Source organism: Vibrio sp. 1069 (assembly GCF_033340555.1).
The window spans coordinates 15,963-28,873 of record NZ_JAWOWP010000023.1; the positions used below are offsets into that span (position 1 = coordinate 15,963).

The 12,911-nt window shown below is 45.1% G+C and carries 12 protein-coding genes; 1 reads left to right on the top strand and 11 read right to left on the bottom strand.

What is annotated here, in order from left to right; translation table 11 throughout:
- The 11 genes from rpsF to pilM all read right to left on the bottom strand — a co-directional run bounded on the left by rpsF (nucleotide 1) and on the right by pilM (nucleotide 10,157).
- On the bottom strand, nucleotides 1-390 hold the full coding sequence (gene rpsF, locus R7040_RS22045) for a 30S ribosomal protein S6 (RefSeq protein ID WP_005381299.1): 390 nt from the start codon (nucleotides 388-390) through the stop codon (nucleotides 1-3).
- A gap of 244 nt (nucleotides 391-634) precedes the next feature.
- Complete coding sequence (gene rpe, locus R7040_RS22050; protein ID WP_005381300.1) at nucleotides 635-1,306, bottom strand: ribulose-phosphate 3-epimerase; 672 nt, start codon at nucleotides 1,304-1,306, stop codon at nucleotides 635-637.
- A 92-nt stretch (nucleotides 1,307-1,398) separates the two neighbouring features.
- A complete protein-coding gene (locus R7040_RS22055; protein WP_005382762.1) occupies nucleotides 1,399-2,238 on the bottom strand; it encodes a Dam family site-specific DNA-(adenine-N6)-methyltransferase in 840 nt (279 codons plus the stop codon).
- A gap of 69 nt (nucleotides 2,239-2,307) precedes the next feature.
- On the bottom strand, nucleotides 2,308-3,819 hold the full coding sequence (locus R7040_RS22060) for an SPOR domain-containing protein (RefSeq protein ID WP_213967964.1): 1,512 nt from the start codon (nucleotides 3,817-3,819) through the stop codon (nucleotides 2,308-2,310).
- A gap of 52 nt (nucleotides 3,820-3,871) precedes the next feature.
- Nucleotides 3,872-4,972: a 3-dehydroquinate synthase gene (aroB, locus tag R7040_RS22065; RefSeq protein WP_005381318.1), complete on the bottom strand. Its 1,101-nt coding sequence runs from the start codon at nucleotides 4,970-4,972 to the stop codon at nucleotides 3,872-3,874.
- Between the two features lie 32 nt (nucleotides 4,973-5,004).
- The gene (gene aroK, locus R7040_RS22070; RefSeq protein ID WP_005381319.1) at nucleotides 5,005-5,523 is read right to left on the bottom strand and encodes a shikimate kinase AroK; all 519 of its coding nucleotides are present in this window, start codon (nucleotides 5,521-5,523) and stop codon (nucleotides 5,005-5,007) included.
- A 187-nt stretch (nucleotides 5,524-5,710) separates the two neighbouring features.
- Entirely contained in the window at nucleotides 5,711-7,465 is a 1,755-nt protein-coding gene (locus R7040_RS22075) for a type IV pilus secretin PilQ (RefSeq protein WP_213967963.1), read from the bottom strand.
- 25 nt (nucleotides 7,466-7,490) lie between these two features.
- Complete coding sequence (locus tag R7040_RS22080; protein ID WP_005382766.1) at nucleotides 7,491-8,006, bottom strand: pilus assembly protein PilP; 516 nt, start codon at nucleotides 8,004-8,006, stop codon at nucleotides 7,491-7,493.
- On the bottom strand, nucleotides 7,996-8,589 hold the full coding sequence (locus R7040_RS22085; protein WP_033907305.1) for a type 4a pilus biogenesis protein PilO: 594 nt from the start codon (nucleotides 8,587-8,589) through the stop codon (nucleotides 7,996-7,998). Before R7040_RS22085 ends, R7040_RS22080 begins: the two co-directional genes overlap by 11 nt.
- Entirely contained in the window at nucleotides 8,582-9,157 is a 576-nt protein-coding gene (locus R7040_RS22090; protein WP_054577259.1) for a PilN domain-containing protein, read from the bottom strand. The genes R7040_RS22085 and R7040_RS22090 overlap by 8 nt, the downstream gene beginning before the upstream one ends.
- Nucleotides 9,141-10,157, bottom strand: a complete 1,017-nt coding sequence (pilM, locus tag R7040_RS22095; protein WP_017821733.1) for a type IV pilus biogenesis protein PilM — start codon at nucleotides 10,155-10,157, stop codon at nucleotides 9,141-9,143. Before pilM ends, R7040_RS22090 begins: the two co-directional genes overlap by 17 nt.
- Before the next feature lie 144 nt (nucleotides 10,158-10,301).
- On the opposite strand from pilM, the gene R7040_RS22100 reads away from it, so the two are divergent.
- Nucleotides 10,302-12,863: a penicillin-binding protein 1A gene (locus tag R7040_RS22100; protein WP_085570127.1), complete on the top strand. Its 2,562-nt coding sequence runs from the start codon at nucleotides 10,302-10,304 to the stop codon at nucleotides 12,861-12,863.
- The last annotated feature ends 48 nt before the right edge of the window (nucleotides 12,864-12,911 follow it).

The following is a 12,911-nucleotide window of genomic DNA, read 5'->3' on the forward strand; positions in this document are numbered from 1 at the left end:
TTACTCAGCAGCTTCTGACTTAGCTTCAGGCTTAGCTTCAGAACGCTCTTCACGACGTGGAGCACGCTCTTCTTTTTGCTTAAGCATGATAGATTGCTCAGTGATCGCTGCTTTAGTACGCATGATCATGTTACGTAGAACTGCATCGTTGAAACGGAAAGCAGTTTCTAGCTCATCAATTACAGCTTGGTCAGCTTCAACGTTCATAAGAACGTAGTGAGCTTTGTGAAGCTTGTTGATTGGGTAAGCCAGTTGACGACGGCCCCAGTCTTCTAGACGGTGGATTTTACCGCCAGCTTCAGTGATTGAACCAGTGTAACGCTCGATCATGCCAGCAACTTGCTCGCTTTGATCTGGGTGCACCATGAATACGATTTCGTAATGACGCATTGGTTGCTCCTTACGGATTATTCAGCTTCCACAAATGGCTCAGTCGTCCAGAGGAAGCAAGGAACTAAAGATAATTGACTGAGTTTAAGGAGCACGAATAGTACAGAAAGGGCGTAAAATAGGCAAGTGATTATTTGCTCAGCGCAGCGGATATTTAATTTCTTCTAATACTAGAAAACACAAAGGCTGCCAACAAGCTAGCAGCCTTTAAAATCAGCGTGTTATTGCGTTGGCTTATCGGTGCTTATTTAACTTCAGCCAGTTCAGCGCGCATTTGATCGATCACTTGTTTATAATCTGGCTCACCGAAAATCGCCGAGCCTGCGACAAACATGTCTGCGCCCGCTTCTGCAATTTCACGAATGTTGTCAACCTTCACACCGCCATCGATTTCTAAGCGGATATCACGGCCAGACTCGTCAATCATCTTACGAACGGCACGCAGTTTATCTAGTGTATGAGGAATGAATGATTGACCACCAAAACCAGGGTTTACCGACATCAGTAGAATCATGTCGACTTTATCCATAATAAACTCAAGACTTGCAAGTGGCGTTGCTGGGTTTAGTACCACACCAGCCTGACAGCCGTGCTCTTTAATTAACTGCAGTGTACGGTCTACATGATCAGAAGCTTCTACATGGAACGTAATCATCGACGCACCCGCTTTTGCGAAATCAGGAATAATACGGTCAACGGGTTTTACCATTAGGTGAACATCGATTGGCGCTGTGATGCCATAATCGCGTAGTGCTTTACACACAGGCGCACCAAAAGTCAGGTTTGGTACATAGTGGTTATCCATAACGTCGAAATGCACCACATCCGCACCCGCTGCGAGTACTTTTTCTACATCTTCACCGAGACGAGCAAAATCTGCCGATAAAATGGATGGAGCAATAAGAAAATCTTTCATACCTGACCTCAGTAGTAATGAGCAAACAATCTGCGCGCAATTCTACCGAAGCCAGTGGGGAGATCCACTATTTAGATATAATAGTGTGAGAATTAAGAGCTTGATTTATCCATGTCTGGGGCATGAAAAAGCGCAAGTAGCTCATCAACTTTATTACGACCATTACCATTACGGCTAATGGTACGCTTTACTTTTACCACATTAAGATCCGCACCGTGATACAACCGACGTGTCAAGGTAGTGTCGTGGTTAGAAATCAACACAGGAATGCCACGTTCAGTCGCTGTTCTTTCAGCAATGTCGGCTAATGCAGCTTGGTCGTCCAACGTGAAACCATTACCTGCGTATGAGGTGAAATTTGCCGTATTTGAAAGCGGCGCATAAGGTGGATCGCAATACACGACGCTCCCTTTGCGCGCACGACGAAATGTTTCAGGATAACCTTCACAAACGAACGTAGCTTTTTTGGCTTTTTCTGCAAAAAACTCCAATTCCGCCTCAGGGAAATACGGCTTTTTGTAGGAGCCGAACGGTACATTAAAGCCACCTTTTTTGTTGTAACGGCATAGGCCATTAAAACCAAAGCGGTTCATGTACAAAAACGCTAAAGAACGGTACATCACGTCATCGGTTTTATTAAACTCAGCGCGAATGTGTAGGTAGGCTTCTTTGCGGTTGTTCTCAGCGACAAACCAACGCTTCGCTTCAGAGATATACTCCTCAGGGCGTTCTTTCAGCAGGTTGTACAGATTGATCAAATCTGGATTGATATCTGCAAGTAGATAATGGTCATAATCGGTATTCAGAAACACTGAGCCCGCACCAACAAAAGGTTCAACTAGCTTTCGAGCCGGTGGCAAATGACGTTGGATGTCTTCAACCAGTCCGTATTTTCCTCCTGCCCATTTAAGAAAGGCTCGTTGCTTTTTCATCTACTGCTCTATCTATCGACCAAAAATTAAGGCTGCGGAATGTAACATATTTTTCAGGGAAGCTCAGGTTTATTTCACTCGTTCAATTTCACGGTGAACCTGACGGAGTGATTTTGCCCAAGGACTCACCGACTTAACCGAATCTGGCAAGCTTGCGACGGCATCACGAGCCATTTGAATTGTCGGATAATCTTGATATGTGATGATATACCACTCGGTGTCATTACGAACGGTAGGATAAATTCGCACTTGATTATTCAGTTGATGCTCATTGAGAAAGGATTGTACATCTTCCATTGAGGTCATAGCTGCGAGTTGTAAAGTATAAGCTCTTGGCGATAGCGCTTTTAGTTCTTCACGGGCAAATGAAAACTTCACAACAGGTTGGTTTACGTCACCCTCTTCTGACTGAGCAGGTGCTTGCGCCATATCTTGATTCGGTTTTACGACTTTAATCAAAGGAGAGCTAGTTTCATCGGCGGTTTCTGTCTTCTCAATACCTACGACGTCATCAATCGCTTTTGTGTCTGCTGAATCAGCTTTACCTTCAAGCAATGCATCGACCACATTCGACTCAATCACCACTCTTTGTTGATTGTCATCACTGCCTACGCTCGCTACTTCTTCTGTCACTGCTGGCGGTAATGAATCAGAATCATCAATCGCACCAGAGTTATCAAGACTGCTAGAGCCATCGGTTACAGGTTGCAGTGAAGACTGCGCTGCACTGATTCCTGACTCTTCAAAAGTTGGAATAGCCGTTTGCTCTAAACTGCCAGCAATTTGCTGCGCCTTATCATCAGGACTTGGTTGACTAAGCATCCACCAATAGCCACCAGCAGCAAGCAACAGTAATACTAATACCACCAACGCAATATTCAGGGGTGAACCGACAATCGAGCGGATAATGATCCTTTTTTCCACTTTCATCTCTCCTAACGCCATGATGTCACCCGGTACTGGGTCGACTTTTTTAAATGCATCTCGAACCCGTTTCTCAGACTCATCATCGACGTAGCGCGCAACAAGTGACTCAAAGAAACGACGAGCTTCCACTTCGGACAACATATCAATATCAAGCTCAACAGGCTTTATCTCTTGTCCATAACTGAGACGTGCTAGCAAACCTTCTAAACGTCCAGACTGTGTAAACAATAAGACATTGATGGTCCAATTTGGCTTATGGTGCGCCTCTAAGACCAGCATCCAAAGCTCAGAGATAAGTGTCTCACTCAATAAATGCGCATCATCTACAACAATTGCAATGTCACACGGCTCATCACCTAAAAGCCTTTCAAGGCTATCAAGTAAAGGCTCTTGCTGATTAAACAATGCGTCCGAAACTAGTTGACTCAAAATAAGGACGCGATGCTGCACATCGTCTTGATTAGAATGACAAAGTAACAAACATTGATTCTTGTTACTGGCACCCACTTCAAGGTATCGCTGCGCTAACCAAGATTTCCCGTACCCATCATGACCATTAATCGCAATGAGATTGGAACCAAAGTTAGTCAGTAGACCTAATCTATCAAGCAACTCGATTTGAGAATCTAATTCCAGTACGTGAGCAACACTCATCTAATAACCTTAATACACTACAAGAATGACGCCCAAAGGCGCCATTACAAGGTTAAATATCGCGACCGAAGTCTATTGCCTGCTTGAGTACGTCTTGCGTCGTATCAGCAATTACCTCGGCAGTGCCAATGCCTGTAGGCAAAACCAATCGTAATTGACCAGAGAGGACTTTCTTATCTCGCATCATGTGCTTGATGAAGTCATCGAAATTCATACTGTCTGGAGTATGCACAGGCAGTTTTGCACGACGCAAAATCGCAACAATACGCTCAAATTGCTCTTCCGAGATCAGACCGCGTAGATGCGACGTTTTGGCCGCCATAACAGTGCCGGAAGATACCGCTTCACCATGCAGCCAATTGCCATAGCCAAGTTCCGCTTCAATCGCATGACCAAAGGTGTGACCTAAGTTAAGCAAAGCACGGATGCCCGATTCTTTCTCATCCTGAGCCACCACTTCCGCTTTTATTTCACAGCAACGTGCGATCGCATAAGTTAGTGCTTCTTCATCCAACGCATACAAGCGCTCAAGATTGTCTTCTAACCATACAAAAAAATCTGCATCGTAAATAATGCCGTACTTAATGACTTCGGCGATACCCGCAGCGAACTCACGTTCAGGCAACGTCGACAGGCAGTTCGTATCAATGATCACGGCTTTAGGTTGGTAAAACGCACCTATCATGTTCTTACCCAACGGATGGTTAACCGCGGTTTTTCCACCAACCGAAGAGTCCACTTGGGATAGTAATGTGGTCGGTATTTGAATAAAGTCGACCCCACGCTGGTAACAGGCAGACGCAAAACCCACAAGGTCGCCAATAACACCACCACCTAACGCGATGATCACAACATCACGAGCATAACTCCCTTCCAGTAAGAAGTTCATTACTTGATTAAATACATCCAAGTTTTTGTACTGTTCACCGTCAGGCAATTCTAACAAGGATGCACTACAACCGAGCTGCTCGAGTTGCTTTAAAATTTTGTCTGCATACAAAGGCGCCACTGTGACATTACTGATCACAACAACTTTTTGTTTTGCATTTTTGTTTGAGAGAACTTGAGAGAGGTACGCCGGGTCCTCAAATAACCCGGCGCCAATAGAGATTGGGTAGCTACGCTCAGCTAGGTTGACCGTAATCCGTTCCATCGGTTTGCTCCAATTAAAAAAAAGATAAAGACTTATCTCTCTTCTAGCATTTTTACGATCTGGTTGGCTACCACTTTTGCACTTTGATCGTCAGTGCGAACAGTGTAATCCGCTACTTCTTCATATAAAGGATTACGTTCTTCAGCTAATTGCTCCAGTACTTCGCGAGGGTTATCCGTTTGAAGTAAAGGACGCTTCTTGTCGCGGTTTGTACGCGCAAGTTGCTTTTCAATCGTCGTTTCTAAGTAAACAACAACACCACGTGCCGAAAGACGATTGCGGTTTTCTTTGCTCTTAACAGAGCCACCGCCAGTCGCAAGCACGATGCCTTGCTCTTGTGTTAGGTCTTCAAGTACCGCTTCTTCACGCTTGCGGAAGCCTTCTTCACCTTCTACATCAAAAACCCAAGAGATGTCTGCACCAGTGCGTTCTTCGATCACTGTATCGGAGTCAACAAACTCCATATGCAGTTGCTGTGCTAGATGTCTACCAATTGTACTTTTGCCGGCGCCCATTGGGCCAACAAGGAAAATATTACGTTTCTCAGCCATGTTTAGCAGTAATTTACAACATTGATTCAATAAGATCGCCACAAGAAAACACAGCTAAACTGCTGTTCTACAAGGCTTGTGGCACCAGTTCCTCACAGATAATTCGTGATAAGACCCGAAATTATCCAAGCATGGTGCCACTATTGCAACTTTATTTTTGATTTAATCAGTTTTTCCCGAGACAGAACTACTGAATCACCACCTTAGGCGTGACGAAAATTAACAGCTCACTTTTGCCAACATTCTCATAACTTCGACGAAAAAGAGCACCTAATAGCGGCAGGTCGCCCAACAAAGGCACTTTGTCCACCGAGTTAGTAATGCTGTGCTGAAAAATACCACCAAGAACGACCGTTTCACCGTTATTCACTAACACTTGCGTCCCGATACGTTGAGTATCAATCGCAACAGCTTCACCAGTGCCTGTCTTCACGACTTGTCCTGGTCTATCTTGCGTGACACTTAAATCCAATACTAAGCGGTTATCCGGTGTGATTTGCGGGGTTACCTTCAAACTTAATACCGCCTTTTTGAACGTCACCGTCGTTGCACCACTTGATGATGACTCTAGGTAAGGAATCTCTGTACCTTGTTCGATATAGGCAGGTTTCTTATTGGTAGTGATCAAACGTGGGCTCGAGATAATCTCAGCTTTAGACTCTTGTTGCAGCGCAGAAAGCTCAAGATCCAACAAGGTGTCTGAACCTAACTTTGCGACCTGAAAAGCAATGCTGGTCGCATTCGGGCTGGTTGCAGCTAAGTTTACATTTAGGAAGTCATCGATCCCTACTCCATCACCGTCACCACCGTCACCACCGTCATCACCCCCTTCTCCATTATAGAGACCGATCGTGGCGAGGTTGTTCTCAATAGAACCACCCACTGTATTACTGCCATTAATAGACGTAAAACCCCAACGAATCCCTAACTCGTCCATGTTACCTTCATTGATGGTCACAATACGCGCCTCAATTTGAACCTGTTTAACTGGAATATCCAAAGACTCAATAATTTCTCGAATCACCTCGATGTTTTCAGGTAACTCTCTAATCAATAACGAGTTAGTTCGCTCATCAATGGTCATACTGCCGCGCTCTGACAGCATGCTGATATTTCCTTCACCATTGATCATCTCCGCAATGTCTGATGCTTTAGCAAAATTAACTTTGATGATTTCAGATGAAAGCTCTCCCATTTCTTCCGTAAGTTTTTGTTTTTCTAACTGCTGCTTCTCACGCAAGTCCAGCTCAGCAGTCGGAGCAACTAAAATCACGTTGCCATCAACACGCTTATCTAACCCCTTAACTTGCAAAATAATATCCAGCACTTGCTGCCAAGGGACACCATCAAGACGAAGCGTGAGGTTGCCTTCTACAGAGTCGGAGACAACCAAATTGAATTGGTTGTAATCAGCAATAAGCTGCAAGACGTTTCGCACAGGAATATCTTGGAAGTTAATCGAAATAAGCTTACCTTCTCTTTCTAAAATGCTTTTATCTGGGGCTTTCTCATTGGGTTTGATCTTCGCTACTTTGATTTCCAAAAAACGCCCCGTTAAACGGTAATCATGCATGTATTCTTCATTGATGTGCGCAACCAAGCGCGTCGTCGAGGTGTCGCGAAACACTTCTACGCTCTCAACCACAGTCGAAAAGTCTTTCACGTCTAGGAGATACAATTGCTCGTCTTTTACTGAAGTGTTAAGCAAATCGATACTTAACCCTTCCTGTACACGCTTGATATCTACAATCGCGGCCGGTGACGCCAATTCGACGACAATCACGGCGTCTTTATCTTTATTAGTTCGAAAGTCGATACTTTTTAGGGCATTGGACGAAACTTCTTCAGCTGCCGCTAAAGGGGCTAAAAATACAAACAACCATAAGGAGAAGAGCCCAGTAAGTATCCTTGGTGTACGTGTTAATCCTTGTCTCATTTTCATTACTCAATATCAAAAATAAATGGGGCTATCTCAAAGCCAACTTAACTTTACGTTTTTGCCAACATCCTAAGCCGTCGGGCAACGTTTCATTAATCAACAAGTAGGAGTGGCTGACATGGGTCACTTTGCCATTATTGCGTCCGAGGTATTGACCCGGCTTAACTTTATAGACGGTGCCATTGGGAGCCTGAACAAGGCCAGAAACCGTGTTATCCATGCCCATGACACCTTTCAAACGTAATTGGCTTAATGGGAATTTTTCTAATTTACCAGTTCGCCTTCTTGAGGGCGGTTGCCAACAATCTTTTCTTGCAACTGGCTGAGTCGCGATAGTGGCTTCTTTGGGTAATTCAAAGGGTGCACGCTGTACTTCCGGTGCGTACGTGACTGCAACATATTTGTCTGCGGGCTTAAGCTTCTCGACCTCTCGACGCGCCTGTGTTTCCACTCCTCGAATAAAATCCGTCAATGATTCATCATTCGCCTGGCAACCCATCAATAGAGAACCCATCAGTACCAGCAACAAAGACTTACTTGTCATTTTTCGTCTCCTCCGGCTTAAACTGATAGGTGTTAGCGCGCACCCGAAAGTGCAGGGTTTCACTCTCTTGGCTGACACGTTGCCAAGTCACATCTTTAAACGTGATGATTCGAGGTAGCGTCGCTATCGCCTGAGAAAAATGGCCGATGTCATGAAAGTCGCCCGTTAACTCTATGTTTAAAGGAAGACGATAAAGGAAGTGCTCTGATTGTTTTTCGCCCCAGTCGATTCGGGTGAAAGTCAGCTTATTGTCGATGCCAAGCTCATTCACTGAAGCGAGCATTGTAGCCAGCTCTTTTTGCGCAGGCAGTTGTTGCAGTAATAACTCGTAACGAGTGGTAAGTTCATCCAATTGAGATTGAAGCTGAGGCAACGCTGCCACTTTGTTCGCTTTGATCTTCAATGCCACCTTGAGTGTCTGCTCCTGCTGGATCAAGTGATTCAACTGTTCTTCTTTCGGTTTAAGGTAAAACCAATAACCTAAGCCTTGAATCGCCATGATCAGAAGCGCGATTACTACAATCTGGGGCAACAATGGCCACTCGGCCATTTCATCTATTTCGAGATCCTGCCAATCAACCACGTTGAGCCTCCAATTTCTTCTCCGTTACTTTGAACATGAAAGACACTTTGAATGTTTGAAACTCTTTCCCAAAACGGGCTTTGCCGTGAACGATGGAATGCATTTCTACGTCGTTCAACTTGGCCGAGCGCTCCATGTTGTCCAGCATCGTGGCAAGTTTTGGAGTGCTATCTGAGATCCCAGAGATCTCAATTTCCAGATCATTCATTTTGATCTTGTCGACATATACACCTTCAGGGATAACGGCAGGCATTAAGTTCATGAACTCGGTCGTTTTGTTTCGTCCGTTTTGTAAACCTTCAACGACCTTTAGACGTTCGAGGATTTTGCTATGCTCTTGCTCTGCAATTTTCATTGCTTCAATACGCTGGTCGAGTTCGGCAATGTAGTGAGTGAGGTAATCGAGCCGATCCTGTTGTTGATCTTGTTGGTACTCAAAAAACTTTCCAATACCCCACTGGATGCCAACAGCGACCAACATGCCTAATGCGACCAAACTGATGAAACGACGTCGGTGCTCTTCTCTTTGATTCTCTCGCCAAGGAAGTAAATTAATGCGATAAAGCACGGGCGCCTCCTAGCCAATGAATGCCACGAACGGCCAGTCCGGCTGCTGTTGAGAAATGCTGCCAATCCACAGCACGACGCTTACGCTTAGACACCTTCATCTCAAATAGCCCTAGCGGATTTAGCAATTCACACTCTAACGACAATTGTTGAGACAACTCCTCTGCGAGCATGGGAGTGGAGGCCCCTTCCCCTGATAACCAGATACCCTTGATGTTTTGTGAGCCATTGATTGAGGTATAGAGCTGCATCTGGCGCTTTACTCGCTCTATGATTTGACGGTTAAACAGCTCTGTTTTCTCCTGAGCATCATCGGACAGAAAATCGACTGGAGAAGCGCTGTTTGCTCCGCGTGTGCCGTAAGCAAACTCTTTGTGAAACAGTTCACCTTGTTCGGTAAACATGGTGAAGGAGCTCGATAAGGTGCCAATATCGAGTAAGCAGTATTTGTTTTTGTCAGGAAAGCGATCGGCGGTGAGCTTCCAGATATGACCAAGGCTTTGCGAATGCACGTCCACTAAAACAGGTTTTAGTCCGGACTTTTGTAATGCATCGACTCGGCCTTCTACCACATCTTTTCTTGTCGCAAACACTTGATAGCTATCACTGCCACTCTGCCCGCCCTCAGCGCGAAGACGAACGAAGTCTAAACTCAGCTCTTCGACAGGGAATGGCGATTGATGAGAAAAGGCTTGTATCACTGCAAACTCAACTTCACTCTCTTCAAGATTTTGTTCTATTTGCAGTTTCTTGCTAATTACCGAGTTATCAGGAACTGAAATCGCAACTTTTTTAGCGCCAAAAGGCAGTTCTTTTTTTATCTGCTTGAGGGTCTTTACAATTTCTTGATGATTTATGGTGTTATTTTCAGCGACAATACCTTCCTTTAGTAATATTTCTTTGTAACCCAACAGAGCGTAATTGTTGCCTGTGGGTTTAAGTACTACGGCTTTGAGGCTGTTATGGCCTATATCGATGCCGGTAACGATTAGCTTATCCATCTCTTACTCTCGCTCCGAAATTTCTTCGTGCAAAGGTTGTTATTAGCATCCAAATAAGAGTTAATATCTCTTATGTGCTAAATTTTTGACCTAAGAGTACAAGGGTTTGCCGTTACACAGCCTCAACCAATCAGGGATTCTCCGGTGAAGTTCATAAAGCGTTTATTATTTTTAACATTGATTTGCATAATTCTTGGAGTCACCACAATATTTGGCTTCTATCAGTACGTGAAGCCTGAATTGCCAGATGTTGCAACTCTAAAAGACGTTGAATTACAAACACCTATGAAGGTGTTTAGTCAAGACGGGAAGCTGATCGCACAGTTCGGTGAAAAGCGTCGTATTCCTGTTACTTATGACGAAATTCCTCAAGACTTAATTCACGCGCTCATCGCAACCGAAGATAGCCGTTTCTACGAGCATCCCGGTATCGACCCTATCGGCATCACTCGTGCAGCTGTTGTTGTTGCGGTTTCAGGCTCGGCTAAACAGGGTGCAAGTACGATTACGCAACAGCTAGCTCGTAACTTCTTCTTATCTAATGAGAAGAAGATCATGCGTAAGATTAAAGAGATTTTTATTGCTATCCATATTGAGCAGCTTTTAAGTAAGCAAGAAATCATGGAGCTTTATGTCAATAAAATCTTCCTTGGTTACCGCTCATATGGCTTTGGTGCTGCCGCTCAAGTGTATTTTGGCAAGAGCCTTGATGAATTGACGTTAAGTGAGATTGCAACACTCGCAGGTATGCCAAAAGCGCCATCAACCATGAACCCAATTTACTCTCTTGAGCGCGCAACAAAACGCCGTAACGTTGTATTAATGCGAATGCTTGATGAGAAATACATTACACAAGAGCAGTATGACGAAGCACGCAATGAGCCTATTGTGGCGCGTTATCATAGCGCTGAGATTGAGCTTTCCGCACCTTACGTAGCAGAGTTGGCTCGTGCATGGGCAGTAAAAGAATACGGTGAAGAAGAAGCTTACACCTCTGGCTTGAATATCTACATGACTGTGGATTCTAAACTGCAAGATGCTGCAAATACGTCTGCGGTAAATAACCTCTTGTCATACGATGAACGTCATGGCTACCGTGGTGCAGAAAGTGTGCTTTGGAAAGAAGGGGAAGCGGCCTGGGACAATGAGCAAATAGAAAAGCACCTGAAGAAACAGCCAACTTATGGTGACCTTTACCCTGCGGTTGTGACGAAAGTCGATGATAAGACCGCGCAAGTATGGGTTAAGAACCATGAAGAGCAAACCATCCCTTGGACTGGAATGCACTGGGCGCGTAAGTACATTACCGATAACCGCCAAGGCTCAACACCAAAGTCAGCGCATGATGTGCTAGCGACAGGTCAACAAGTTTGGGTTCGCGAAGTAAGTGAAACCGATGAAGATGACAACAAAACACTGAGCTGGAAACTGAGCCAAGTGCCGACAGCAAACACCGCGTTTGTTGCGATGAACCCAGAAAATGGCGCGATATTGTCGCTGGTTGGTGGTTTCAACTTTGTTCACAGCAAGTTTAACCGTGCAACCATGTCAGTGCGTCAGGTTGGTTCAAGTATCAAGCCTTTCATCTACTCGGCAGCAATTGACAAAGGACTGACTCTAGCCACTTTGATTAACGATGCGCCGATTAACAAGTGGGATGCAGGTTCTGGTTCAGCTTGGCGACCAAAAAACTCACCACCAACTTATGGTGGTCCAACACGTCTTCGCCTCGGCTTAGCTCAATCAAAAAACGTCATGGCAGTGCGTACACTCCGTGAAGTTGGCCTCGAGGAGACACGTCAGTACCTTACTCGTTTCGGTTTTGATATTAACCAAGTACCACGCTCTGAGACCATCGCACTCGGAGCTGGCAGCTTAACACCAATGAAAGTGGCACAAGGTTACTCTGTGTTTGCGAACGGTGGTTATTACGTTGAACCATTCTATGTAGAACGCGTGGAAGATGCATTCGGTGAAGTACTGTTTAAAGCCAATCCAAAGAGTGTTTGTCATAAGGATTGTCCGCAAATGAGCGAGCAGCCAGAAAATCGCTACGCTGATGAATTTGGCGAACAAGACGTCGCGATTGATGGCCTTGCAACAGACAATGCCCTTGAAAATGATGAACCTCAATATGCACCGCAAGTTATCTCTGAACAGAATGCATTCTTAATGCGTGAGATGATGTACAGCAACATTTGGGGTGGCGGTAACTGGCGTGAAGGCACAGGTTGGAATGGTACAGGCTGGCGCGCGCAAAAACTTGGTCGTCGTGATATCGGGGGTAAAACGGGTACAACGAATGATTCCAAGGATGCTTGGTACAATGGCTATGGACCTGGTGTCGTTGCCATAGCTTGGGTTGGCTTTGATGATCACTCACGTGCACTTGGCCGCACCACCGTTAACAGCAACCTAGGGCAAGGCCAAATTTCTGGTGCCGAGTCGGGTGCGAAAACCGCAGAGCCTGCTTGGATTGACTTCATGCGTGTTGCGCTAGAAGGGACGCCGGAGCAAAGTAAAAATATTCCAGAGGATATTATTCGAGTTCGTATTGATCGCAACAGCGGTATGCTAACGCACAAGGTAGATAGCACATCAATGTTCGAATACTTTGAAAAAGGCACGGAGCCTACCGAATACGCTGGCGACCGTTTAGAAGATAGTATTTATTCTTCAGGTTCTGGCGCAGAAGAACTGTTCTAAATCACAAAAGCACAAGGGAGAGCATCAAGCTCTCCCTTTTTATTTCTG